Below are 25,176 nucleotides of genomic sequence, written 5' to 3'. Positions count from 1 at the left end.
ATGCGGTGTTTGACGTTGAAGCTGCCACGTCATCAGGTCATTGAGGTGGACCGTCCGTGCTGCTGCGGTTTGGTCCACGACGACTTAATGAGCGACCACATCCAGACGCAGCAAAGGCCCCGATTCCCTTATTTATCGGGGATCAGGGCCTTGCTCGTGGAGCCTCCTGCCGGATTCGAACCGGCGACCCTCGCTTTACAAGAGCGATGCTCTGGCCAACTGAGCTAAGGAGGCAAACTGCGTTGTGTCGATCATTCACGACACAAGTGCAGGAACTAGCGTAGCCGACAATCCCTCACAGGATGAAACCGGTGCGCCAAAGACCGCTGGACGACGTCTAACCGATCGGTCGCGACGCCCCCGTTGCCAAGATGGATGGGGCGCCGCGACCGATCGATCAGCGACGATTGTCCTAATCGCTACTTGTTGGCAGCAATCGCAGCGTTCACAACGCCGACGAAGTCGGGCTCGGTGTTCGCATCGTAGTACTTGCCCTGGATAAAGACGCTGGGGGTTCCACCAATAGCATCAACACCGGATGCGGCGTGAGTGAACGCGGCAAACGAGCGGAAGGTTCCCTTGTCAATGCAATCAGCAACATCGGCGCCGTTGTCCTTAGCCATCGCCGCCAATTCGCTGTTCTTCATTTCGCCCTCCGGGTAGTGAGCGAACACTGCCTTGGCGAAGGGAAGGTAGGAGGCCGGAGCGGCATCGGCTACGCAGGCAAGAGCGTTGGCGCCACGTGAGGAGTAGTTGGTGGGTGATGCACCATCAAGAATGGCCACGTTGCGGTATTCGACCCGAACATCGCCGGCAGCCAGCCAGGTGCTGATCTGGTCCCCATAGGCGCCCTCAAATTCGGCGCAGTGAACACAGTTCACGTCCACGTAGAGAATCATGTTGATCGGTTCACCCTTGGGGGCAACCGTCTCACCTCGGGGTGTTGGCGAAGTCTGACTCGCGTCCCGGGTTCCCACGTTGTTGATGTCAACGCTCAAACCTGAGGTATCAGCAAGGGTCTTATCGGAGGTGAGGGTGATGCCACCGAATTCGTTTCCGCCCTTGGGCACCGCGCCCGAATCGGCCACCTTGCCCGAATTGTTCTGCAGCACCAGCGCCACGATCAATCCAACGACGGCAAGCACTGCCACCAAGACACCCAGCTTGATAAACAACGACTTTCGTTTGTCAGCTGCCTCTTGAGCAATACGCATGCTCTGTGCCTGCTCGCGCGCGCTCGCTGTCCGTTCGGCCTTGCTCGGCCGCTGGCTATTGGTTGCCATAGGTCAAAACGTCCTTTTAGATTGGTGTGGAACTCCCCCGACCACTCCAGTTTAGGGCACGGACTACGCGTAGCTTAGCGCCTTCATGTCGCCTACATCACCCTCTTAGCCTAAGCTCGAGGTAAATCTTGAGCGCAGGAATGGAGGGTCAACATGAACGCCGAACAGCAAAACAGTAGTGAAACCGGTAGCGAAGCACCGGGCTACGACTTCATCGTGGTGGCCAATAGGCTTCCCGTCGATCGAGTACAGGGTGAGAATGGCGAGCTCTCGTGGCGCCGAGCCCCCGGCGGTCTGGTGACAGCCATCGCACCGGTCATGCAAGAGTCCGACGGAGCCTGGATCGGCTGGCACGGCGGCGCGGGTGAGGAGCTTGAGCCCTTCGAGAATGAAGGAATCCATCTCATCCCGGTTCCCTTGGACGAAGAAGACCTAGAGCTGTACTACGAGGGTTTTTCCAACTCAACGCTTTGGCCGCTGTACCACGATGTGATCGTGCCCCCGGAGTTCCACCGCACCTGGTGGGACAGCTACAAGAAGGTTAATAGGCGTTTCGCCGATGCCACCGCAAAGGTCGCCGCACACGGCGCTACGGTGTGGGTGCAGGACTACCAATTGCAGTTGGTGCCCAAACTCCTGCGCGAGGCCCGCCCCGACTTACGCATCGGGTTCTTCAATCACATTCCATTCCCCTCCCCCGGCATCTTCTCCCAGCTACCGTGGCGCAAACAGATCCTCGAGGGTCTGGCCGGAGCAGATGTGGTGGGCTTCCAGCGCACCACCGACGCTAGCAACTTCCTACGTTGCATGCGGCGCTTCACCGACCGCACCGTCAAGGGCTCGATGGCCATCCCACCGGTAGCCACCGAGGCCGGCGAGACCACCGGCAATATCTGCCGCGCCGAGGCACATCCCATCTCCATCGATACTCAGCAGGTCGCCGAGCTGGCCCACGACCCGGAGATTATTGCTCGAGCCAAGCAGATCCGTCAGGAACTCGGCAACCCCAAGACGGTCCTACTTGGCGTGGATCGCCTCGATTACACCAAGGGCATTCGCCACCGGCTCAAGGCCTACGGTGAACTATTGGCCGACGGGGAGATCCAAGTCGGCGAGGCTTGCATGGTTCAGGTAGCCAGTCCCAGCCGCGAAAATGTCGAACGCTACCAGCAGCTCAAGGATCAGGTCGAGCTGATGGTCGGCAACCTCAATGGTGAACACGACACCATGGAACACACGGCCATTCGCTATCTGCACCATTCCTACCCGCTGCGGGAAATGATTGCGCTCTACCTCGCCGCCGACATCATGTTGGTGACGTCGCTGCGCGACGGGATGAATCTGGTGGCCAAGGAATTTGTCGCCGCCCATACCGATAACACCGGCATGCTGGTACTTTCCGAGTTCACCGGCGCCGCCGACCAGCTCACCCAGTCGGTCTTGGTGAACCCGCACGACATCGACGGCATGAAGTCGGGCATCCTGCGCGCATTGCGCATGGACCCCCAGGAATCGGCTCGCCGTATGCGACGCATGAGACGTCACCTACGCGAACACAACGTCAGCAATTGGTCCAAGGAGTTCCTAGTCTCACTGGGTGCGCCACTACCGGTGGACACGCTGGTCTAGGCTGGTGTTAATCTGGCGCGGGTGCCGAGGTACATGAATGTACCTCGGCACCCGCGCACTTTTTTCTCTGGGTGCTGGACCGACCGGCGCCCACTATTGCTCCGCTTTTCGAGCGCTTCCCCCATTCCCCTGCACGAAAGGACCGGCTGATTAATCATGGGCCCCATCACTCCCGATCTCGCCGATGCCATCGAATCATTGGCAAATACTCAGATCTTGCTGGTCGCCTTGGATTTTGACGGCACCTTAGCGCCGCTGGTTGACCGTCCCGAAGATGCTCGCCCCTTGCCAGCGGCGGCCGAGGCCCTGACGGAATTGTCCAAGCTGGAAAACACCATCACCGCGTTGATCTCCGGACGCGATCTGGCGTCCCTGCGCGCGGTGGGTAATCCGCCGGAGGCCACCTTGCTGGTCGGCAGTCACGGCACCGAGCGCTGGGCTCCGGAAGCATTCGGCGCCGAGGATGAGAACATCGACCTCAGTGCCGCGCAGGAAAGCGCCCTGGCACAAGCCACTAGCATCTTGACGGATATCAGTGCCGCACATCCGAAAACCACGCTTGAATACAAACCAGCATCGATAGTTCTGCACGTCCGACAGGCAACGCCGGCGGTTGCTAGCGCCGCATTACGAGCGGCCCACGAGCGACTCGAGGGCATCAATAACCTTCAGGCTCTGGACGGCAAGGCCGTTCTGGAGGCCAGCGTGCTGGCCGGAACCAAGGGTGACGGACTGAATTGGTTGCGCGAGGTGGCAGATGCTTCCACCGTCATCTTCGCCGGTGACGATGTCACCGACGAAGATGCCTTTGCCGCTCTGCGCCCCGGAGATATTGGGGTAAAGATTGGCTCTGGTAAATCGAAGGCACAATTCCGTCTTAATGGGCCAGGAGAATTGCCAGCCCTTTTGGAAATGATCCTAGATATGAGAAGCTTGTGATTCCATTCACTACGGATCGTCGGGCACGTACCTGCCCGTGAAAGGTTTGCTACCCCATGGCATCAGTAACTTTTGACCAAGCCACCCGCATTTACCCCGGAGCCACCAAGCCCTCGGTAGATAAGATTTCCCTCGACATCGCCGATGGCGAATTCTTGGTTCTTGTTGGCCCCTCAGGCTGCGGAAAGTCCACGACGCTGCGCATGCTCGCCGGCCTCGAGGACGTCAACTCCGGTCGTATCCTCATCGGTGACCGCGACGTCACCAACGTACCGCCCAAGGACCGCGACATCGCGATGGTTTTCCAGAACTACGCGCTGTACCCGCACATGTCCGTGGCCGACAACATGGGCTTCGCCCTGAAGATCGCCGGTATCGATAAGGAAGAACGTGCCCGTCGCGTCCAGGAAGCGGCAAAGCTTCTGGACCTCGAAGATTATCTGGACCGCAAGCCGAAGGCACTCTCCGGCGGCCAGCGTCAGCGTGTGGCCATGGGCCGCGCCATCGTACGTAGCCCGCAGGTCTTCCTCATGGATGAGCCGCTGTCGAACCTCGATGCCAAGCTGCGTGTGCAGACTCGTACGCAGATCGCCTCACTGACCCGCCGTTTGGGCGTCACCACGGTCTACGTGACCCACGACCAGGTCGAGGCATTGACCATGGGTGACCGTGTGGCAGTGCTCAAGGACGGGCTGCTGCAGCAGGTCGGCACCCCGCGCGAACTCTATGACACCCCGCAGAATGTCTTTGTTGCAGGATTTATCGGCTCCCCCGCCATGAACCTGCTCGAACTGCCGGTGGCAGATAGTGGAGTCGCTTTCGGCGGCACTACCTATCCCGTCGCCTCGGCTACCCTCGAAGCAGCAACGGGCAACACCGTCACGTTGGGCGTTCGACCCGAGGACCTCGATCTGGTCAACGCCAGCGAGGGCCTGGCCGTGGAGGTCGATGTGGTTGAAGAACTCGGCGCAGATGCCTACGTTTACGGCCACACCACCGTGGGCGGCACCGAATACCAGATGGTAGTCCGCGTTGATGGTCGCAAGCCCCCGTTCAAGGGCGACACCATTCACGTAGCTCCGAAGGTTGGACACGTTCACCTCTTCGATACCGCATCCGGCGAGCGCTTGGCCGAGCCAGCGCGCAGCGGAGCCCACGCATCGGCGGCCAGCGAGGTCTAAGACCTTTTCCAGCCATCGTGTAACCGCACGTATACTGCCGAAGGCGGCCGTACCCAGCCCGTGCTGGATGCGGCCGCCTTTGTACATCCCCCGTTTTTCCGCTCCAAGAGACGGCAGCCACGCCCATGATCCGACACACCGCCAACTGGCACGACGAACCCACCAACCATTCCCAATCCGGGAAGTTGCCCCGGGAAAATTCGCCCGCCACCGCCCCGAACATCGCGGGGTCGTTGTCCATCACTGCTGCCACGGCCGACCCCGGATTACTCGAGCTGCCCTGGCAGATCCCCCTGGAGCAATGGCCAAGTGACAAGCTCGCTCCGTTACCCCGTGGCATCTCCCGGCATGTGGTGCGATTCGCCATGATGGGCGAGGCAGTGATCGCCATCAAGGAAACCGGCGAGCACGTGGCCCGACACGAGTATCACATGCTGCGTAAGCTGCGCCGACTGGCGGCCCCCTGCGTGGAGCCCGTCGCGGTGATCACCGGGCGCAAGGACAACGAGGGCAACGACCTGGATCCGGTGCTGGTCACTCGGCACCTCAAATATTCTCTGCCCTACCGCGCCCTGTTCTCCCAGAAACTACGTCGCGATACCCTGACTCGACTCATTGACGCACAGGCACTGCTCTTGGTGCGCCTGCACCTGATTGGTTTCTACTGGGGAGACGTATCGCTGTCTAATACGTTGTTCCGGCGCGATGCCGAAGCTTTTGCCGCCTATCTGGTGGATGCGGAGACCGGTGAGCTCTACCCGGAGTTATCCTCCGGTCAGCGCGAATACGATCTGGAAATCGCACGGGTGAACATCGCCGGTGAGCTGATGGATCTCATGGAAGCTGGCCTCATTGAGGACACCGTTGATCCGGTGGCCACCAGCGAGGATATCCTGCATTCCTACCGAGGACTCTGGGCCGAGCTGAACGACAAGGAGTCCTTCGATCTCTCCGAACGCTGGCGCGTGGACGAGCGCATCCGTCGACTCAATGAGTTGGGTTTCGACGTGGAGGAAATCAGCCTCAAGACCTCCCCCGACGGCGGCCAGCTGCTCATCCAGCCCAAGGTGGTGGACGCCGGGCATCACACGCGCCGGCTCCTGCGGCTGACAGGACTGGATGTCGAGGAGGGCCAGGCCCGTAGGCTGCTCAACGACCTTGATGCTTTCCGTGCCAAGAAGCACCCGGAGGCAGATGAGGAGATGGCTGCCGCGCGCTGGGTCATCGATGTTTTTGACCGCATCACCGGGGCCATCCCCCGCGAATTCCACGGCAAGCTGGAACCTGCCCAGATCGTGCATGAGGTGCTTGAACACCGCTGGTACATCTCCGAGGCGCGCGGCTCCAACGTCCCGATGGAAGAGGCCGTGGCTTCCTATGTGGAGGCAGTGCTGCGTCATCGGCGCGATGAGGCTCGCCTGGTACTTGGTGATGACGGTGCCTCCCCCGCTGACTAGCTGTCCATGCTCTAAGGGTCGCCATGTTGCGAAGAATGTTCCACGAAGACGGGTCATGTGGGCGAAACTTCGCTTTGTTGGCGAAGCGAATCGCGAGGCGGGAGGACGGGCACCCCTCACCGTAGCCTTTGGACTCCCCGGCCAACTGCCATCGCCGTCCCGCGTATGTTGGTCACGAAGAAAAGGACGTCCTGACCAGACCAGATTCCGCTGCGCCGCCGTCATCACGGCCATAATCACTGCCCGTGCCTTAACTCCACTCACCTAGATTAAGGACCTTGTCCACCTTTGTGTCCGTGAACAAGCCGTCAAAGCCCTTTCATTCAGCTTCTAGGTCGGCCAATGTGGCAAAAACGTCCCCGTTCCTCCAGGATGCTTGCCCGATCGCCGGTGTGCTTCGGAAGCCAGGTCTTACCCTGTCGTGAGCACCTCATCGCTCACCGGTAGTTTGTCATCGCTTGCGTAGCACGCGCACTCGCGTCTGTGCGATTTTCTTCCATGCTCCATTCGGACACTTGAAATCGAGCGAGTTGCTTTGGGCAGCAGAAAACATGGCGGAGCTGTTAACGTCTCTCTGTTGTCGGTACCGATTACATGCTCAGCGGCAGGCGCCATTTCAAACAGTAACGAGAATTCTGCCGGTGACTCAGCCGCGTTTGCTACTGTACCGGTACGACTTACATCGCGAAGCTGGTCGAAACAATAAGCAAAAACCGAGCCTGACGGCTCACTAATTGTCCAACAATTATGTACTTTCGATGGTTACACAAGGAGCACTGAATGGAAATAAGTTACCTAATTGCCATGTTATTGGGGATTGGACTCATTGCGGTGTGCGCGTCATACGGGAGACGTCGCAAGCGCAATAAAGATTCAGATTGAGATCCGGAACGCCCTAGACGGACGGCACTTCTTAGGTCACCGAGAGGATTCCCTCTTCCTTCCGCCCATAACCCTCCATTCGTTGGGCCAGCCGCCTTCGACTTGCGCGCGACGCTTTTAGGAACGCTTCTGAACAAGTCAAACGTCCGCATGAAATGAATTGCTGAACGAAGGGCGGATTCACCCAAGAGTCCATGCTCAATTTGGCGCACAAAACGATTGCACTGTTCGAAGGTAAGTATATATTAGAACAAAACAATGGATCATGAATTGTCTTTACCGCGTAAGGCAAGCATCGCTCCGCCCGCACTCCCCGACCTCTATGCGCTCCGCCGCGCACAGAAGTGCAGCAAAAGATTCGAGTGCGCCCTTACCGCCATGACGTCATCTTTGGCTGTAATCCGAAGAAATCGGACGCGATACCCATCTCCGAGCGAATACCGTCACGACTCGCCGGCACCCCTCTTCCAAAGGCGCGGCCGGGACCACTCGTCACCCGGTTCATATAGACCTTTGTCTACACTTCTTTCCAGTTTGCCGAGTTTCCCGCATTTGAACCATCGAATTGTGTAAAGTAATTTTTACTGGTCAACTAGGCATTCGTCCTGATGCTCGACGTCAGGACCTGCGTGGGAGCGATCAACTCAAAAACGAGAAGGAGGTTGCGCATGTTGAAGTGGCTTGGATTTAGCGGGGAACGTCCCGAAGGAGAAGTACCCTTTTGGGCAGGGCTGCCACGAGGCCTACGATGGCTTGTTGGTGCTCTCTGGCTAGCGGTGGCCGCAGGGTTTTTTACTTTGTTACAACTTAGGCTTCCGGAGAGTGATTGGGGGCGCGGGTTCCTACCCATTCTGGTCGCCAGCGTCGTCTTCGCTATGGGAAGCGCTGCGACCGAACGCGGGATGGTACGTATCCGAGCCGCATCATCCGAAGGCTAGCCCCAAGTCGGCACCGCAAGGGCATGGTGGAACAGTGCACCAGGTCCCTCGGCACTAACTAACAGCTTTCCCTCGGCATTGGTCGACAGTCGCGGCGAAATTCCCACGCTCATGAGTTCTGCGCCCAGTTCTCCAACCAGCCGAGTCGCTGCCCCCATCGAGGTCTCCGGCACCGGGCCGCGCGCCAGCAGGCAAAGCACCGACCCGCTCTCATGCTCACGAATGTAGACCAGTAGATCCTTTTCCGCGTGGATGAATCGCAGCGAGCCATCCACCAGCGCACGGCGCGCCTTGCGCAGCTCGGCCAATTGGGTATACAGCGGACGAAGGTCACTTCCCCACTTTTCGGGTTGTTCCCAGGGCATGGGCGTGCGCGAATCCTCACCGTTATAACCGTGCAGTCCAAATTCGTCGCCGGCAAAGACCAGCGGGATGCCGGGGAAGCTAAATTGCGCGCAGGCCGCGATCTCCTGGCCCCCGGCGATCATATGGCTGGCCGCTCGGGCCGTGTCATGCGTATCCAGTGCGTTGGCGTTGGCCAGCCGCACCTCCCAGCTGTAGCCTGCCGACATTTCCCGGTGGGTAGCGACAAAGTCGCCCGCCTCGATGCGCACCGGTCCGGCCTGCGGCAAACCAAAGAACCAGCCGAAGGCCTCGGGGTCCGGGTCCTTGGCCAGCCACTGCCAGAGCGGTCGGGTGAAGTTGCTGTAGCTGACCACCCCCTGCCAGCCGTCCCCCGGAACATCGTTCGAAGCATCGGAGGTTGATTCGGCCAACAGCATGGCCCCGGGGCGCACCTGCTCAATGCGCCGCCGCAGCATTCTGGCGACCTCGTGGTTCAGCTCGTCGGCACCGTGCCGACCGGTCATATTGCCCACGTCGATCCGCCAGCCATCTAGATTAAACGGTTCCTTGAGCCAGCGCACTGCCACTGCGTCATCGTCCAGAATAAAGCGCTCGCGAAGGGCAGCGGAGTTCCAGTTCAGTTTGGGCAGCGAAGGTACTCCCAGCCACGCCTCGTACTGGCTATTGTCCTCATTAAAGTAGTAGTACTCCCCCGTGGCCGCGCCCGGACGGTTGTGGGCGGCGGTGAACCACTGGTGCCCGGCACCGGTGTGATTGCTGGTTAGATCCCCCACCACCCGCAATCCGCGGGCATGCGCCGCGGCGATGAGTGAGATCAGGGCGGCATCCCCGCCGAGTAGTGGATCCACCTCATCAAAGGAAGATGCGTCATAGCGATGATTGGAGGCGGCCGGGAAAACGGGGGTCAGGTACAGGATGGTCGCCCCGAGATCCAGCAGATGATCCAGCTTGGACTCGATGCCGGCCAAGTCCCCGCCGTAGAACTGCCTGCTGGTTTGTTCCCCGCGTCCCTGGACCGGGGTATCCCAGGCGCAGGAAATCATCCACTCGGCCGTGGGTTTTTCGCTGCCGGAGTTCGCGAATCTGTCGGGAAATACCTGGTACATGATCGATTCCTTGACCCAGTGCGGAGTCGCGAAATCGCCGTGAATTCTGAAGTCCTGGATGTCGGGGACGTCGCGGGTGTGCCAGCCGGCGGCGTTCAACCACCGGTAATCTACTGTTCCCTCCGCGGCGCGATAGCTCACCAACCAGCGGTAGCGCTGCACCGGGTTCACCATCCGCAGCGGGGCTTCAAAAAACAGCTGGGAGCCATCTCCCGCCATGCGGTTAGCCTCGGCGAAACGCGGTTCGCCATCTTCCAGGCTACGCAGCCAGACGGCCTCGGGTTCAAGAATTCCGGCCGGCACCCGCAACCGCACGCGTAGTTCCTGGCCCAGCACCGGCGCCGAGCCCCCTGCAACATAAACGGGAGATCCGTCGTGGTGTGGCTGGAGCGCAACCAATGAATCGATGCTATGCATTGCGGTAACCATCGGTGTTATCCCTTGACTCCACCGGCGGTCAGGCCGGAGGTGATGTAGCGCTGCAGGAAGAGGAACAGAGCCATCACCGGCACCGCTGCCAGCACGGCACCGGCGGCAAAGACTCCCCAGTTTTCGCTGCGCTGTTGAGCAACATAGGAGTAAAGGCCCACGGCCAGGGTCTGGGATTCGGGGTCGGTAAGCACCACCGAGGCGATCACAAACTCGGAGGAGATACCAATGAAGACCAGCAGTCCCACCACCGCAAGGATCGGGGTGACCAGTGGCATGATGATGCGGAAGAAGACCTGCACGTGGCTGGCCCCGTCGATGCGCGCCGATTCATCCAGCGACATCGGAACGGTATTAAAGAAGCCGTACATCAAATAGGTGTTCACTCCCAGTGCTCCGCCCAGATACACCATGATCAGACCGAGCTGAGAGCCGAGCCCGAGGGAGGGAATGATATCTCCGATGAAGTTCAGCAGCAGGAAGATGGCCACCACGGTAAGCAGCTGCGGGAACATCTGCAGCAGTAAGAGCGTCAAGAGGCCCACACGGCGCCCGGAGAAGCGCATGCGGGAAAACGCATAGGCGGCCAGCGCGCCAAGGAAGACCGTGGCCACCGAGGTGATGGTCCCGATGACCAGGGTGTTAACAAACCAGCGGCCGAAGGGTCGCTCCTGGTTGGCAAAGAGTTCCTGGAAGTTGCCCAGCCCGAACTCGGTGAACATGGTGCTGGCCCCGGCCATGGTCCCGGTGGGGTTCAGCGCCGCGGAGAGCACATAGAGCAGCGGGAAGATGGAGAAGATGGTGGCGGCGATGGCGATCAGGTGTCGCCATCCCTTGGTGGCGAACCAGCGACCGAAACCTTGTTTGTTGGCCTGGGCCATGGTTCCGGATAACGCAATTTTCTGAGTGCTCATTAGTTCAGATCCTCCAGTGCCTTGGTCTTCTTGAAGCTCAGCGCCGAAACGGCGGCAACAATGATGAAGATGATGATGGCCAGCGCGCTGGCCAATCCGTAGTCGCGGCCGGTTCCGGTACCAAAGGCGATCTTGTAGACCATCGTGATCAGGATGTCGGTGGAGCCGATGTCGAAGGTGGTCCCGTCAAAGCGTGGGCCGCCGCCGGTGAGCATGTAGATGACGTTGAAGTTGTTGAAGTTGAAGGCGAAGGAGGAAATCAACAGTGGTGCCAGGGAAACCAGCAGAAGCGGTAGTTTGATGGCGGTGAAGATCTTCCAGACTCCTGCCCCGTCCATGCGGGCCGCCTCGTCAACTTCCTCGGGCAATGACTGCAACGCGCCGGTGCAGACCAAGAACATGTAGGGGTAGCCCAGCCACAGGTTCACCACGAGTACAGATATTTTCGATAGCACCGGGTCGGTGAGCCAGGGAATTTGTGCACCGCCCAGCAGTGCGTTGTTGATAAACCCAAATTCGGGGTTCAACAGGCCCGACCACACTAATCCGGAGAGGAAGGCGGGGAAAGCATAGGGAAGGATCATCAGGATCCGGTAGATCTTCTGCCCCTTCAGATCCTTCTTGTTGAAGGTAATGGCCAAAAACAGGCCCAGGGCGAACGTGGTGGCCACAGAGAGGATGGCGAAGGCGAAGGTCCAGAGGATGACCTTCAGCAGGGGTCCCTGCAGGTTTTCGTCGGTGAACGCGCGCTGGAAGTTATCCAGTCCCACATTCACCTTCCAGCCGGTATTCAGTGCGCTGCCGTCTTGCGCGGCAAAGGAGCCGCGGCCGTTATCCGTGTAGATGACACCGGTGGTGGTGTCGGTGAAGGTATCGGCTGCCTCGTCGTACTTCAGCTTGGGTGTGTACACATAGGAGGTGGACCCATCGGCGGTTTTCAGCGCACCGTCTTCCGGGTTCTCGCTCAGTGGCACGGTAAGGGCGGTGATTTCTTGCTGGTGGGCCAGCAACGTGGTGAAGTCCAGCGTGCTGTAGCCCTCAACACCCGTGGCGGCTCCCGTGGGGCCGCTCACCGATGGGCTCACGATAGCTAGCGGGGTGTCTGCACCGCCGAGCTTCGCCTCGCCCTCGGGGGTGGTGACCAGTAGGAAGTATTTGCCACCCTTTTCCAGCACGGAGGTGGGGAATTGCGGGGAATCGGGCACTCGTTCGGAGGCCGAGAGCTGGATCGAGGCGATCGCGTCCGCCTTGGTGGAGTTGTGCCCGTCCCCGTAGTTGGTGAACGCGATGTAGGTGGAGAAGATCATCACGAAAACCTGGAAGATCAGCAGGAAGATGACCCCTGGTGCCAGGTACTTGGCCGGTAGGCCGCCACGGCGCAGGTAGATCCAGTTGATGACGAATGTGGTGATCAACGAGATGACAAAGATCAGCCATTCGCCGGAGAGCATCAGTTGGAAGAGCACGAAGGCGGCCACTGCATCGGTCAGGCCCAAGAGCACGATTTTGGCCAAAATGCCGCTGAGCGAATCGGGGCTCCGGTCCTTTTTTCGTGCTGGCTTTTCATCCCGGCGCCCGGTCTTTACACCCGACTTTTCTTCGATTTGTACCATGTGGTCCAACAACTTTCTTGATGCGCTCTGCCGCCGCGCGGCGGAGGTTTTTGGTGGGGGCAGCGGTGGGGGCGGGCCGATTCGGCCCGCCCCCACCATTGCGGACCTGTTTACTGCGAACTAGCTACTTGCTGCTGGCGATCTTCTTTTCGATGTTGGCAGCCATCTTGGACCATGCGGTTGCCGGATCGGCTTCCTTGCCCTTGATGAGGTTCAGTTCAGTTGCTCCCCAGTCGGCCCAGACCGCGTCCATGGCCGGGACCGCCGGCATCGGTACGCCGTTGGCGCCGATCTCGCCAAAGGCCTTGACTACCGGATCGCTGGCTGCGGTATCAAAGGATGCGGTGAGTGCCGGTGGGCGTCCGCCAACCTTGAACAGTTCGTCCTGTGCCTGTTGCTGCGTGAGGTAGTTGACCACAAATTCGTTGGCGGCCAGCGCGTTGGTGGACTTGGCGGAGATGAAGAAGCCGTTAACACCAATGAACGGCTGGGCCGGCTGATCTCCCGTGGTCGGCAGCGGGTCAATAGCAAACTTGATGCCCTTTGCCTCGATGTCCGGGACATTCCACGGGCCGGTGAGGAAGTACGGTGACTCCCCGGCCAGGAACTTTTCCTTGGCGATGTCGCCGGTGATGTTGGAGTTCAGGACCTTAGAACCCTTGTCTCCAAGGTCTGCCAAAAGCTGAGCGAATTTTTTGCCGCCTTCGCTATCCAGCAAAAGCTTCGAGGAGTCGTAGCTGCCGTCCTCGTTCTGGGCGAAGACCTGTGAACCCAGTGAGGTCTGCAGCGGGTAGAGGTGGTAAGGATCTGCCTGCTTGGGATCAAGGCCTACCAGGAAGGGGAACTTGGCGTCTCCCGCGGTGACGGCCTTCTTGCCCTCGGCAAGGACGTCATCCAAGGTGGTTTTTGCTTCGGGAACCAATGCGGTGTTGCGGACCAGGGCGACGTTCTCGATGGAGTACGGCACCCCATAGGTCTGGCCGTCATAGGTCATGGCCTTGATGGAGCTTTCGGCAAATTGTGCACTCTTGTCACCCAGCTGGACGGGAGCTACGACACCGTTTTGGACGAGTTTTCCTAACCAGTCGTGGGGACCGACCATGATGTCCGGGCCCTTACCGGTGGGCGCCTGGGTGATGAAGTCATCGCGGACAGCGGCGAAGTCTTTAACAACCAGCTTGACGTCGATGCCCTTTTCCGTCTTGAACTTGGCGGCGATGGACTTCAAGGCCGGTGCGCGTTCCGCGTCAACCCACATGGTGAGGCTGGCGCCGGTCGCCGGGACCGATGCTGCAGCACTGGTGGTTGCGGCGGCCGTGCTGGCGGCCGGGGTGCCCGAACCACCGCACGCGGTCAGGGCCAGTGCCGAGAGGGCACCCACTGCGCCCAAGGTGAAGGTTCGGCGCGTGAGGCGTGCACCGGGTGTGTTATTTCCCGTCATGATGATTCCTCTTTCGAGTGTTATGCGCCCGGGATCGAACCTTCGGCGCTGGAGTCGTGAGATTGAGTGTAAACGCTTCCACTCATGTCGTCCAGATCACAATAGCCCAAATTCTTGGCCGCAACCCCCTTCGGTGACAACATTCCCGCATACCTACTGATAGACAGGCGAGTTTTCGGGACGACAAATAATTTTCGCAACGGCATGGGTGGCCGACGGTTCGGACTATGCATAATGGAAACGCTTCCACTTTTCGTGATTTCATCGTTATGATGGAGCGCATGTCACAGACCGAAGAACTCCCCACCGCCACCCCGCACGAAATCCACGCCCGTTTTCAGGACCCGACCCATGAGTCCTCTACGAGTGCGGAATGGTGGCGCCGCTCGGTCATTTACCAGATCTACCCACGCTCCTTCCGTGACACCACATCCAATGGCATCGGGGATCTGCCCGGCATTACCGCCGAACTTCACCACGTTGCCGACCTCGGTGTTGACGCCGTCTGGCTTTCCCCGTTTTTTGCTTCCCCACAAAAAGACGCTGGCTACGACGTCTCCGACTACCGCGCGGTTGACCCGATCTTCGGAAACCTGCAGGACTTTGATGACCTCATCACCGAGGCCAATCGGCTCGAGGTCAAAATACTGGTGGATCTTGTACCCAACCACTGCTCCGACGAACATGCCCTCTTCCGCCAAGCGCTGGTCTCCCCCAAGGGCTCTGCTGCCCGCGAGTTCTTCATCTTCCGCGACGGACGGGGAGAAGATGGCCAGTTGCCGCCCAATAACTGGCTTTCGCACTTTGGCGGGTCCGCCTGGACTCGCATTACCGAACCCGACGGCACCAAGGGCCAGTATTACCTGCACCTCTTTGATTCCTCCCAGCCCGATTTCAACTGGGACAACCCGGCGGTAGGCGACGAATTCGAATCCGTACTGCGCTTCTGGCTGGATCGCGGCGCCGGAGGTTTCCGCGTGGATGTCGCCCACGCTCTGGTCAAGGCCCCCGGCCTTCCGGATTGGAACGGCCGGGCCGATGGCGCGGACTCCCCGGGCTACCCCTTCGCCGACGCACCGATGTTTGGCCAGAGCGCCGTCCACGATGTCTACCGTCGCTGGCGTGCGGTTTGCGAGGAGTACGACGGCGAGCGCGTGCTGTGTGCGGAGGCCAATGTACACCCCATCGAGGCCATGGCTGACTGGGTGCGCCCGGATGAGATGCACCAGTCCTTCAACTTCCCCTTCCTGCACACCGGATGGGATGGGAAGGCGCTCAAGGCCATCATTACTCGCTCATTGAAGGCCTTTGATGCCGTCGGTGCACCCACCACCTGGGTGCTCTCGAACCATGACGTCCCACGGCACGCCACCCGACTCGGAGCAGTCGCCCCCTCCCCACGCGACGGTGATGGCCTGGGCCCGGACGATATCCAACCAGATTTACACCTCGGGCTGGCCCGCGCCCGCGCCGCCACCTTATTCATGTTGGGGCTTCCCGGAGGCGCCTATCTGTATCAGGGCGAGGAGCTGGGCCTCGGAGATAACACCATGCTCGATCCCGAGTACCGGCAGGACCCGTCCTTCGCACGCACCAACGGCGAGCGCCTGGGCCGTGATGGCTGCAGGGTCCCGTTACCGTGGGACTCATCGAGCGCGTCGCTGGGCTTCAGCGATTCCGAAGCATCGTGGCTCCCGCAACCACAAGAGTGGGCGTCGCTGACACGGGAAGCCCAAACGGCCGATCCACACTCCACCCTGAACTTCTACAAGGAGGCCCTCCGACTGCGCTCCGCACACCAGCTGGGCTTGGGCGACCTAAACTGGCTTGAGGACACAAACACCTCAAGCCTGTTGGGCTTCGAAAATTCCGAGATCCTCGTGGTGCTGAATCTGGGGACCGAGCCGGTGGTTTTGCCCGCCGGAGAGGTGTTGCTGGCCAGTTCAAGCAGTGCCTTAGACGCGGCTACTTCGGCGCTGTTGAATCCGAACTCTGCGGTATGGATTTCTCTGCACCATGCCTAACGGCTGAACCCACGGGGTCAGCGGCGCATCATCATGAACTACAACGAAGGAGTTTGGGAGTACATGGCCAGCATCAAGGACGTCGCCCTGCGCGCAGGGGTCTCCGTTGCCACGGTTTCCCGAGCCCTCTCCGGGAATGGGAAGGTCTCCGCCGCATCGCGCGAGGCGGTGCAACAGGCCGCTAAGGAACTGGGCTACGTTCTTTCCTATAACGCGTCATCCCTGGCTTCGGGGCGCAGCCGCAACATTGGTATCGTGATGCCCACGGTTTCGCGCTGGTACTACGCCAACGTGCTGCAGGGCGCCACGCAGGAACTCAACGAACGCGGTTATGACCTGACGCTGTACAACACCAGCGGTGAGCAGCGGCATCGCGATGCCGTCTTCCAGGACCTGTTGATGCGCCAACGCCTCGACGGAGTCATCACCGTGACGCTGAAGTTGACCGACGCGGAGCTGGCGCAGCTGCGCGCGGTGAACAAGCCGCTGGTGGCACTGGGCGGTCTCTTGCCAAAGGTGGACACCATCCGTGTTGATGACTTTAATATCGCCTCGCTGGCCACCGAGCACCTAATCTCCCTGGGGCACCGGGACATCGCCTTCCTGGGCGGCGCCGACATCTTTAACGTGGACTTCAACTTGCCCACCGCCCGGCTTGATGGCTTTGAGTACGCCATGGATCAGGCCGATCTAGCGGTGAACCCGCAATGGCTACTGGACGCGGATTTCACCATGGCCGGTGCCCACCAAAAGGTACGCAGCATGCTCTCAAATCCGCGCGGCCGGCCCACCGCCATGCTGTGCGCCTCCGATGAGATGGCCTTCGGCGCCATCATGGCCGCGCGCGATCTGGGACTGTCATTGCCCGGGGATTTCTCCGTTATCGGCATCGACGGGCACGAACTTGGTGAACTCTTCGGACTGACTACCGTGGCACAGCACCCCAGCGCGCAGGGTGAGGCCGCGGTGGCGCGCATGATGGAGTTGCTCGATGAATCAACCAGCGAGGCTAAAGCGCTGGCGCCGGCCGACGAATTTTTCCCCACCGAATTTGTGCTGCGCACCTCCACCGCGCCGCCAGCCACTCACTAGCAACCCATCGATTCTTCCCGCATCGCTCCCACCAGTAGATAGGCTGGAACTCATGTCGCTACCCTTGGATGCCTCCGGCACACCGGATACCCAGATCACGTCCGGCTCCCCCTACGCACTACAGCCGCTGCTACATGAATCATCTGAAGGCGAGCAGTGGTGGCGCCGCGCGGTGATCTACCAGATCTACCCACGCTCCTTCAAGGATTCCACCGGGTCCGGCATGGGCGATCTGGCCGGTATCACCGCCGAACTGCCCAAGATTGCCACCCTAGGCGTCGATGCCATCTGGCTCTCCCCCTTCTTCCCCTCCCCACAAAAAGACGCCGGCTATGACGTCTCCGATTACCGGGGCGTGGATCCGCTCTTTGGCACCATGGAGGATGCCAAGACGCTGATCAGTACCGCCGCATCCTTCGGCATCCGCATCATCATCGACATCGTGCCCAACCACTGCTCCAACGAGCACGAGTTGTTTAAGGCAGCGCTAGCCGCGGCGCCGGGCTCGGGCGAACGCGCCATGTTCCACTTTGCCGATGGGCTGGGTGAGGGCGGGAACACCCCGCCAAATAACTGGTTCTCACTCTTCGGCGGTTCGGGCTGGACCCGCGTTCCGAACCCCGATGGAACCCCGGGCCAGTACTACTTCCACCTCTTTGACGCTACTCAGCCAGACTTCAACTGGCGCAATCCCGAGGTGCAGGAAGAATTCGAAACGACGCTGCGCTTCTGGCTGGATGCCGGCGCCGGCGGCTTCAGGATTGACGTCGCCCACGCGATGTTCAAGAAGGAGGGCCTGCCTAACTGGGGCGGCGCCCCGGACGGTACCCCGCGCCCGGGCTTCCCCTTCGCCGATGCTCCCATGTTCGCCCAGCCCGAGCTGCACCAGGTGTTTGCGCGCTGGCGCGAGATCTGCGATGAATACCCGGGGGAACCGGTGCTCTGCTCGGAGGCCAATGTGCGCCCGCTGACCCGCCTGGCCGATTGGGTGGCCCCGGGCCAGATGCATCAGTCGTTCAATTTCGATTACTTGCGCACGCTCTGGGACAGGGACGCCCTGGCCACCGTCATTGGCGAATCTCTCCAGGCCTTTGATGCTGTTGATGCCCCTACCACCTGGGTGCTCTCCAATCACGATGTCTCCCGTCATGCCACGCGCTTCGGGCTCGATAATGTTGCGCTGGATCTGGGCGACGGCATTGGTCCGCGCGATCCGCAGCCGGATACGGCGCTGGGCCTGGCCCGGGCGCGGGCAGCGACAGTGTTCATGCTGGGCCTGCCCGGCGGCGCCTACCTCTATCAGGGTGAGGAGCTGGGCCTGGGTGACCACACCACATTGGCCGATCATTTCCGCCAGGACCCCACCTTTTTGCGCAGCAACGGCGAACGCATTGGACGCGATGGCTGCCGGGTGCCGATCCCCTGGGTACATGATGCCCCCGCCTATGGTTTCTCCCCCACCGGGAACACCTGGCTACCGCAGCCGACAGATTGGGCCAAGCTGGCCCGCGACGTGCAGCAGGATGACCCCGCCTCCACACTAAATCTCTACCGCACGGCACTGGCCCTGCGCAGCGAGTTGGGTCTGGGTCTGGGGTCGCTGGCATTCTTTAAGAATCCCGACCTGCCCGAGGTGCTGGCGATCCGCAATTCAAACACCATCAGCGTGCTGAATCTTTCCGCCGTTTCGGTGCCGCTGCCGGCCGGCGAACCGCTGCTCTACTCCGATCCCGACGGTGCCACGCTGGCCGCGCAGGGCCTACTGGGCGCCAATTCCGCGATCTGGTTGCGCGCCATAGATCACTAATACTCGCTGAGTGAGCGTTTCGCGGGTTCTACACCTGGGTGCGGCTGCGTCCCTCGCGGGCCAGCAGCCAGATCAGGTAGATGCCACCGATGCTCACCGTCACCACGCCTACCGGCAGTTGCACCGGGGCAAAGACGCGTTGTGCCACCAGGTCGCTGGCCACCAACAGCAATGCGCCCATGCAGGCGGCGGGGGCCAAACGCATGCCCGCGGCTCGATTCAACCGCTTGGCCAGTTGCGGGGCCACCAACGCCACGAAGGCGATGGGTCCGGCGACGGCGGTGGCCGCGGAGGTCAGCAGCACCGCCAGCACGATCAGGACCAACCGCGCCGGTTCTACCCGCACGCCCAATGCCGTGGCCGTGTCGTCTCCTAGCTCCAGCATGCCCAAGTGTCTGCCTCCGGCCAGAGTGAGGCCCAGGACCGGCACAATGGCGAGCAACGCGGGAATGAGAACCGGCCAGCCGACCCCATTGAGGGTTCCTGCTCCCCAGACCGCCGCGGCCATCGCCACCTCGATTTCGGCGCGCAACACCAGCCATTGGTTCAGCGCCGCCAGCATGGCCGAAACCCCGATGCCCACCAGGATCAGCCTGAAGCCGTGGGACCCGCGCCGCCAGGCCAGGAAATACACGGCCAGGGCCGTGGCCAGACCTCCGGCTAGCGCACCCATCGAGGTGGCCAGGAAGCTGCCGCCCACCAGGGTCAGCGCCAGTAGCGCGCCGGTGTAGGCACCGGTGGAAAAACCGATGATGTCGGGTGAGCCCAACGGATTGCGGGTCAGCGACTGGAATACCGCACCGGCCACGCCGAGTGCGGCGCCAAAAGCCAACGCCGCCACCGCGCGGGGGGCACGCCATTGGAACACGATGGTGCTCTCAAGTCCCTCCCCGCCGCCGAAGATCACCTGCATGACCTTCACCGGCCCCATCGGATAGTCGCCGCTGCCGATCACCAGTAGCGCGATGAGCGCGGCCAATGCCAGGAGCACCAGGCAGAGCGCCGTCTCGCGGCCCAGGTGCGAGACGCCCGCTTTCTTGCCCGCCGTGGTGGCCGGAGTCAGGGAGAGAGGTTTTGAGGTTCGTTTGGTGTTGCTCATACCGCCACCGGCTTCTTGCGGCGTGCCAACAGGATCAGCACCGGGGCGCCGATAAACGCACAGACAACCCCGGCCTCGAGCTCGCCGGGAATGATGACTCGTCCCAGTACATCTGCCAGCAGCAGGATGATCGGGGCCAGCACCGCGGTATAGGCAAGCATCCAGCGTGCATCGGGGCCGGAAAAACGTCGGGCCAGGTGTGGTGCCATCAAGCCGAGGAAGCTGATCGCCCCCACCGCGGCGGTTGCGGCGCCTGCCAACACCGTGACGGCCAACAGGATCAGCACCCGGGCCCGCCCCACCTTGTAGCCCAAGGCCAGGGCCGTGTCGTCTCCCAGCGCCAGCGCGTTCAGCGACCGGCCGGTGCAGGCTGCCAGCACGAAGCCCAGCAGCACCGCTGCGGTCAGCGGGACCAGGACCTCGCCCGAACGGCCTTCCAAGGAGCCGATGGTCCAGGCGCGCAATTGGTCAAAGGCCGAGGGATGCACCAGCGCCAGCGCCGTACCGATGCCCGAGAGCACCGCACCTAAGGCAACACCTGCCAGCACCAGCCGCACCGGGTCGCTGGACCTGGCCCCTGCCATCCCGACCAGATAGACGGCACCCGTGGCGAGCACCGCACCGCCGAAGGCAAACCAGACGTAGCCGTTAAAACCGTTGATCCCGAAGGTGCCAACGGCGATCACAATCGCCAGCGAGGCGCCGGCATTCACGCCGAGGATCCCGGGTTCGGCCAGTGCATTGCGAGTCATGGATTGGACCAGCGCCCCGGCAATGCCCAGTGCGCTTCCGGCCAGGATCCCCAGGATGGCCCTAGGCAGGCGCGAGTCACGGATGATGGCGTGGTCGGCCGAGCCGTCGGGGGCCACCAGCGCGTCGATCACCACCGAAAATTCAATATGTTTGGATCCCACGGCCAAGGAGCAGAGAGCCGTAAGCAGCAATAATGCGACAAGGCCCAGCAACGGCAGCAATCGGCGTAGCGTTATGGACGCTGTTGCAGGCTCGGCGTCGGGGCCCCGGTTTTCGGGGTTCACCGCGGTGGGCATCGGGCTGGCCACAAATCATCTCCTTGGCTTCGAACCGTTCCACACTACCGCCTCTGCGCTCAGCAGCCGGCGGGCGGTGCGCAATCGGTGAGGCATTGGTTACTAAAATACGGTACATTGACGTGGTGAAATTATTCTCTTCGACGCTTCGGCCCCGCCTCGGCGCAGCCAAGGCCACCGCAGCTCTCTTCCTCATCGCCTTGACCGCCGGTTGCGCAGCAGGTGGCTCCACAGACACCGCCGCAGGTAACTCTGACGTTGCGGTGGGCGGAGAGCGCTTCTCCACCGCCGATGAGCAGACCGCAAAGTTTGGTGCGCCCGTTGAGGCAGGGGTATTCCCGCGCACCGTCACGCACGCCAATGGTGAGACCACCCTGGACAAGAAACCCGAGCGCGTGGTGGTGCTCGACACCGGCGAACTCGACGCTGTAGTGTCCTTGGGCATCACCCCGGTAGGTATCCCCTCCACCGAGGGCGCCAACTCCATCCCCAGCTATTTGGCCGATGCCGTCAAAGACGCTAAGAGCGTGGGCACCATTCAGGAACTGAACGTTGAAGCCATCGCCGCGCTGAAACCTGATTTGATCATCGGTTCGCAGTTGCGTGCCGATAAGTTATACCCGCAGCTCTCGCAGATCGCACCGACCGTATTCTCCATCCGTCCAGGATTCCCATGGAAAGAAAACTTCCTGCTAGCGGGCTCCGCCCTGGGTGAAGAAACCAAGGCGATTGAGGTGCTCAACAGCTATCAGGACAAGGCCAGCGCCCTGGGCAAGGACGTGAAGGGAGATCCCAAGATCTCACTGTTGCGCTTCATGCCGGAGAAGATCCGCCTCTACGGCAATGCCTCACTGATCGGCGTGATTCTCAATGATGCCGGATTCTCGCGGCCCGCCAACCAAGATATTGATGATTTGGCCAAGGAGATCTCCGGGGAGAACCTGGCCGAAGCTGACTCGGACTGGATCTTCTACACCTCCTACGGCACCCCGGAGGCCACCGGCGAAAAGGCCGCGCTCGAGGGCCCAATTTGGGACAAGCTCGAGGCCGTCAAGGCCGGGAACGTGCAGCGCGTGAACGACGACGTTTGGTTCCTGGGTCTGGGCCCGACCGGCGCGTCGATCGTCCTGGACGAACTGCGCAGCTACCTGGTCAAGTAGCAACCTCTACTTAACTCAAAACCTCACGTCGTCTGTGGGACCGGCCATGGTCGGTCCCACAGACGTTTAATGGAGAATCAGTAAATGAGCGGCCCGCTGGGCGCGACGCCGATGGCACCGATAACAGCAGATCGAGCCTTCCCCTTCGGTCGACCTGCTTGGTTCCACGTGGAACAGTTCTCAGATCACGGAGAGAATCATCAGTGTGATGGCGGGTGCCTTCGCCACCGGTCCCGGTACAACGCTGACCACAGTCATAGCAGCCGCGGAGGTAGCCGTCAGCGACCGCGTGGAGGCACCGGCGAAAGAGACGCCGTAGAGCCGATCCTCAGCTGGCGGAGAGCATCCACCGCGCCTGGAGGCTGGGGCTTATCCACCTGCTCGAGTCCGATGCGAGGGTGCATTTTGGTTGTTAAAATGGGACGAGCCCCGCATGAAACCGAAGTTTCTTGCGGGGCTCACATTGGTCGGGATAACAGGATTTGAACCTGCGACCTCGTCGTCCCGAACGACGCGCGCTACCAAGCTGCGCCATATCCCGGTGTTGTACCAACGAATAAAAATTCTACAGACAATTCACTTCAACGCCTAATCGAGGTAAGGTCTGCTGCGTCACAGGATGGCCTTTCCCGGGTTCAGGATGCCCTGTGGGTCGAAGATCGCCTTGATCTTGCGTTGGATCTCAAGCACTTCAGCCGACTGTTCCCAGGCCAGCCAGTCGCGCTTCGCGGTCCCCACCCCGTGCTCCCCGGTAATGGTTCCACCGGCCTCCAGCGCCGCCCTGATCGACTCCTCAAGTGCCGCGTCAAGGCGCGCCACCCCCGCGGCTCCATCCTCCGGGTCAACCCAGAATGTGGGGTGCAGGTTGCCGTCGCCAGCGTGGGCAACGATGCGCACCATGACCCGGTTCCGGGCGGCAATCTGATCGAGGGTGCCCATGTATTCGACCATGGCCGAGCGGGGCACCGCCACGTCCTCCCCCACCCGATATTTATCGTCCTGTCCGTCGCCGCGGCTGGCCCTGCGCATCTCGATCAGACGCACGGCTTCCTCGTCGTCCGGCTCGCTCACGTGCGCACCCAAGTTCTCCAGAGCCGAGCGCACAATGTTGGCCTCGATCTCGGCACCGTGACCATCGGTACGCACCAGCAGCATGGCGCCGCCCCGCGCCGCGAGGTCCGAGCCATAGGCGACATCAAGGACACGCATAGTCCCGATATCCAGCAACTCCAGGATCGCCGGTTGCACCCTGATCCGGGCGATCGCCATCACGCCGGCGGCCGCCTGAATAACGTCGGTGAATACGGCGGCGATGGAGCAGGTTTTTGCGCTCAGGTAGCGCAGGCGTACCGTCACGGAGACCACCACGCCCAGCGTGCCCTCGGAACCCACCAGCAGGGACGTGAGGTCGTAGCCGGCCACCCCCTTGAAGGTGTTGCGTCCGGTGGAGATCAGTGTGCCATCAGCCAAAACCACGTCGAGGCCAAGCACCGAATCGGTAGTCACGCCGTACTTGGCACAGCGCAGACCTCCAGCGTTGGTTGCGACGTTGCCGCCAATGGTCGACTGCTGGTAACTGGCCGGGTCCGGGGCGTACATGAGCCCATGCTTGGCAACCGCATTGTTCAGCACCGCGTTGACGACGCCGGGTTGAACCACCGCCACCTCATCATCGGGTCGGATCTCCAAAATGCGGTTCATGCGTTCGAGCGACAGCACGATGCAACGCGCAGTGGCATGTGCGCCGCCTGAGACGCCCGTGCCAGCCCCGCGCGGCACGACCGCAACTCCCGCCGCAGATGCTAACCGCAAGGTCGCCTGAACGTCTTCAACGCGTTCGGCAAAAACCACGGCAAGGGGTTGCTGGAGATCAACGATCTTTCCGAAGTCGTGGCTGTGCGCGAGAAGAACCTGAGGCTCGGTGGATACTGCGCCCTCGCCAATCTGCTGGCTTAGCTCATCGATCAGGATCGAGTCGGCGGTTTCGAGGCTCATGAGGCCCTTTCAAACGATGTTGATGTTTTTTACGTGACGTCGTCTTCTCGGTGGCTACGACCGAGATTCGTTAGCGGACCTGCTGGTTATTGGCGCCCATGAACCGGGCGTAGTAGCCAAGAATCTCGGGCCACTGACTGTATTGCTCGTATTGCTCCTGGCCTACATGCCCGGAGGCCCAACCGTCGTGGGTCAGGACGATCTCGGTTGCTGTCCCCTGTTCGTGAAATTCGAGGCTCACGTGGGTCGGTGGGGCAGTTTCCATGCCAAGCGTAAAGTCCAAAACGATGGTCGAGGGAGCGTCAAGGTGTACGACCTTGCCCCAAAGGTGCTGGTCGCCATCTTCCGATTCTTCAACGAGGCTTCCGCGCTCGAAGGTCACGTGGCTACCTGGTCCGTAGTGTGAGAACTTGCTCACGGGCCACCAGAGATGAATGTATTCGGAGAAGCCCTCAAAGGCTTGCTCGGCAGCCACCGGGACGCTGACTGTGTGCCGGAGTTCCGGCAAGCGGTAATCGTCGTGGGAGCTAGGCTCGTTGGCCGATGCCGCGTGTGAAAATAATCCATCCATCTCACCACAGTAACGGCAATCACTGACAACAGCATTTGTGCGTATTGGTGTGTCCATGGAGGTGACAACCACCAAATGGCAGGTGGTGGTTAAACATCGAAGCCCCCAAACACCTGGTGTTTGGGGGCTTCGGGACAGTTATGTCCGGCGGTGACCTACTCTCCCACACCCTCCCGAGTGCAGTACCATCGGCGCAGTGGG

17 protein-coding genes and 2 tRNA genes are annotated in these 25,176 nt (G+C 61.1%); 8 read left to right on the top strand and 11 right to left on the bottom strand.

The window, feature by feature from the left end; genetic code table 11:
• Nucleotides 1-157: 157 nt before the first annotated feature.
• Nucleotides 158-234 (bottom strand) — tRNA-Thr (locus tag HED64_RS12695).
• Nucleotides 235-419: 185 nt separating this feature from the next.
• The gene (locus tag HED64_RS12690; RefSeq protein WP_168152368.1) at nt 420-1,283 is read right to left on the bottom strand and encodes a DsbA family protein; all 864 of its coding nucleotides are present in this window, start codon (nt 1,281-1,283) and stop codon (nt 420-422) included.
• Between the two features lie 153 nt (nt 1,284-1,436).
• Here HED64_RS12690 and HED64_RS12685 point away from each other — a divergent pair, with 153 nt between their 5' ends.
• From HED64_RS12685 to HED64_RS12670, 4 genes are all read left to right on the top strand, one after another.
• Entirely contained in the window at nt 1,437-2,912 is a 1,476-nt protein-coding gene (locus tag HED64_RS12685; RefSeq protein ID WP_168152367.1) for an alpha,alpha-trehalose-phosphate synthase (UDP-forming), read from the top strand.
• A gap of 156 nt (nt 2,913-3,068) precedes the next feature.
• Nucleotides 3,069-3,851 (top strand): trehalose-phosphatase, encoded by a 783-nt coding sequence (gene otsB, locus HED64_RS12680; RefSeq protein ID WP_168152366.1) that lies wholly within the window; start codon nt 3,069-3,071, stop codon nt 3,849-3,851.
• Nucleotides 3,852-3,907: 56 nt separating this feature from the next.
• On the top strand, nt 3,908-5,032 hold the full coding sequence (locus HED64_RS12675) for an ABC transporter ATP-binding protein (protein ID WP_168152365.1): 1,125 nt from the start codon (nt 3,908-3,910) through the stop codon (nt 5,030-5,032).
• A 125-nt stretch (nt 5,033-5,157) separates the two neighbouring features.
• Entirely contained in the window at nt 5,158-6,489 is a 1,332-nt protein-coding gene (locus tag HED64_RS12670; protein ID WP_168152364.1) for a DUF4032 domain-containing protein, read from the top strand.
• A 1,816-nt stretch (nt 6,490-8,305) separates the two neighbouring features.
• Here HED64_RS12670 and HED64_RS12665 read toward each other — a convergent pair.
• The 4 genes from HED64_RS12665 to HED64_RS12650 form a co-directional block, all read right to left on the bottom strand.
• Complete coding sequence (locus HED64_RS12665) at nt 8,306-10,210, bottom strand: glycoside hydrolase family 13 protein (RefSeq protein WP_168152363.1); 1,905 nt, start codon at nt 10,208-10,210, stop codon at nt 8,306-8,308.
• Nucleotides 10,211-10,215: 5 nt separating this feature from the next.
• Nucleotides 10,216-11,124 (bottom strand): sugar ABC transporter permease, encoded by a 909-nt coding sequence (locus tag HED64_RS12660; RefSeq protein WP_168152362.1) that lies wholly within the window; start codon nt 11,122-11,124, stop codon nt 10,216-10,218.
• On the bottom strand, nt 11,124-12,737 hold the full coding sequence (locus HED64_RS12655) for an ABC transporter permease subunit (RefSeq protein ID WP_168152361.1): 1,614 nt from the start codon (nt 12,735-12,737) through the stop codon (nt 11,124-11,126). Before HED64_RS12655 ends, HED64_RS12660 begins: the two co-directional genes overlap by 1 nt.
• A gap of 124 nt (nt 12,738-12,861) precedes the next feature.
• On the bottom strand, nt 12,862-14,178 hold the full coding sequence (locus HED64_RS12650) for a sugar ABC transporter substrate-binding protein (RefSeq protein WP_168152360.1): 1,317 nt from the start codon (nt 14,176-14,178) through the stop codon (nt 12,862-12,864).
• A gap of 281 nt (nt 14,179-14,459) precedes the next feature.
• On the opposite strand from HED64_RS12650, the gene HED64_RS12645 reads away from it, so the two are divergent.
• Genes HED64_RS12645 through HED64_RS12635 form a run of 3 tightly spaced genes read left to right on the top strand, consistent with a single transcriptional unit; the run spans nt 14,460 to nt 19,101 of the window.
• Nucleotides 14,460-16,202, top strand: coding sequence for a glycoside hydrolase family 13 protein (locus HED64_RS12645; protein WP_210149672.1), 1,743 nt, complete (start codon nt 14,460-14,462; stop codon nt 16,200-16,202).
• Nucleotides 16,203-16,235: 33 nt separating this feature from the next.
• A complete protein-coding gene (locus HED64_RS12640; RefSeq protein WP_342590722.1) occupies nt 16,236-17,294 on the top strand; it encodes a LacI family DNA-binding transcriptional regulator in 1,059 nt (352 codons plus the stop codon).
• 52 nt (nt 17,295-17,346) lie between these two features.
• Nucleotides 17,347-19,101 (top strand): glycoside hydrolase family 13 protein, encoded by a 1,755-nt coding sequence (locus HED64_RS12635; protein WP_168152358.1) that lies wholly within the window; start codon nt 17,347-17,349, stop codon nt 19,099-19,101.
• 28 nt (nt 19,102-19,129) lie between these two features.
• Here HED64_RS12635 and HED64_RS12630 read toward each other — a convergent pair whose 3' ends face one another.
• The gene (locus HED64_RS12630; protein ID WP_245325978.1) at nt 19,130-20,200 is read right to left on the bottom strand and encodes a FecCD family ABC transporter permease; all 1,071 of its coding nucleotides are present in this window, start codon (nt 20,198-20,200) and stop codon (nt 19,130-19,132) included.
• On the bottom strand, nt 20,197-21,261 hold the full coding sequence (locus HED64_RS12625; RefSeq protein ID WP_342590721.1) for an iron chelate uptake ABC transporter family permease subunit: 1,065 nt from the start codon (nt 21,259-21,261) through the stop codon (nt 20,197-20,199). The genes HED64_RS12630 and HED64_RS12625 overlap by 4 nt, the downstream gene beginning before the upstream one ends.
• A 110-nt stretch (nt 21,262-21,371) precedes the next feature.
• On the opposite strand from HED64_RS12625, the gene HED64_RS12620 reads away from it, so the two are divergent.
• Complete coding sequence (locus HED64_RS12620) at nt 21,372-22,409, top strand: ABC transporter substrate-binding protein (protein WP_483428612.1); 1,038 nt, start codon at nt 21,372-21,374, stop codon at nt 22,407-22,409.
• Nucleotides 22,410-22,873: 464 nt separating this feature from the next.
• Here the strand turns inward: HED64_RS12620 and HED64_RS12615 are convergent.
• From HED64_RS12615 to HED64_RS12605, 3 genes are all read right to left on the bottom strand, one after another.
• Nucleotides 22,874-22,950: transfer RNA gene (locus tag HED64_RS12615), tRNA-Pro, on the bottom strand.
• 71 nt (nt 22,951-23,021) lie between these two features.
• On the bottom strand, nt 23,022-24,404 hold the full coding sequence (locus tag HED64_RS12610; protein WP_168152357.1) for an FAD-binding oxidoreductase: 1,383 nt from the start codon (nt 24,402-24,404) through the stop codon (nt 23,022-23,024).
• Between the two features lie 70 nt (nt 24,405-24,474).
• The gene (locus HED64_RS12605) at nt 24,475-24,975 is read right to left on the bottom strand and encodes an SRPBCC domain-containing protein (protein WP_168152356.1); all 501 of its coding nucleotides are present in this window, start codon (nt 24,973-24,975) and stop codon (nt 24,475-24,477) included.
• Between the last annotated feature and the right edge of the window lie 201 nt (nt 24,976-25,176).

The sequence above is a fragment of the Paeniglutamicibacter terrestris genome, assembly GCF_012271785.1.
Classification (GTDB): Bacteria; Actinomycetota; Actinomycetes; order Actinomycetales; family Micrococcaceae; genus Paeniglutamicibacter; species Paeniglutamicibacter terrestris.
This window is presented reverse-complemented; position numbering and strand designations above follow the sequence as displayed.

Bases quoted from the DNA above. Each gene is read 5' to 3' on its own strand.
- HED64_RS12640 (WP_342590722.1), top strand. From the start codon at position 16,236: ATGAACTACAACGAAGGAGTTTGGGAGTACATGGCCAGCATCAAGGAC.
- otsB (WP_168152366.1), top strand. From the start codon at position 3,069: ATGGGCCCCATCACTCCCGATCTCGCCGATGCCATCGAATCATTGGCA.
- HED64_RS12685 (WP_168152367.1), top strand. From the start codon at position 1,437: ATGAACGCCGAACAGCAAAACAGTAGTGAAACCGGTAGCGAAGCACCG.
- HED64_RS12635 (WP_168152358.1), top strand. From the start codon at position 17,347: ATGTCGCTACCCTTGGATGCCTCCGGCACACCGGATACCCAGATCACG.
- HED64_RS12650 (WP_168152360.1), bottom strand. From the start codon at position 14,178: ATGACGGGAAATAACACACCCGGTGCACGCCTCACGCGCCGAACCTTC.
- HED64_RS12605 (WP_168152356.1), bottom strand. From the start codon at position 24,975: ATGGATGGATTATTTTCACACGCGGCATCGGCCAACGAGCCTAGCTCC.
- HED64_RS12690 (WP_168152368.1), bottom strand. From the start codon at position 1,283: ATGGCAACCAATAGCCAGCGGCCGAGCAAGGCCGAACGGACAGCGAGC.
- HED64_RS12675 (WP_168152365.1), top strand. From the start codon at position 3,908: ATGGCATCAGTAACTTTTGACCAAGCCACCCGCATTTACCCCGGAGCC.
- HED64_RS12670 (WP_168152364.1), top strand. From the start codon at position 5,158: ATGATCCGACACACCGCCAACTGGCACGACGAACCCACCAACCATTCC.
- HED64_RS12610 (WP_168152357.1), bottom strand. From the start codon at position 24,404: ATGAGCCTCGAAACCGCCGACTCGATCCTGATCGATGAGCTAAGCCAG.
- HED64_RS12665 (WP_168152363.1), bottom strand. From the start codon at position 10,210: ATGGTTACCGCAATGCATAGCATCGATTCATTGGTTGCGCTCCAGCCA.
- HED64_RS12630 (WP_245325978.1), bottom strand. From the start codon at position 20,200: ATGAGCAACACCAAACGAACCTCAAAACCTCTCTCCCTGACTCCGGCC.
- HED64_RS12660 (WP_168152362.1), bottom strand. From the start codon at position 11,124: ATGAGCACTCAGAAAATTGCGTTATCCGGAACCATGGCCCAGGCCAAC.
- HED64_RS12655 (WP_168152361.1), bottom strand. From the start codon at position 12,737: ATGGTACAAATCGAAGAAAAGTCGGGTGTAAAGACCGGGCGCCGGGAT.
- HED64_RS12645 (WP_210149672.1), top strand. From the start codon at position 14,460: ATGTCACAGACCGAAGAACTCCCCACCGCCACCCCGCACGAAATCCAC.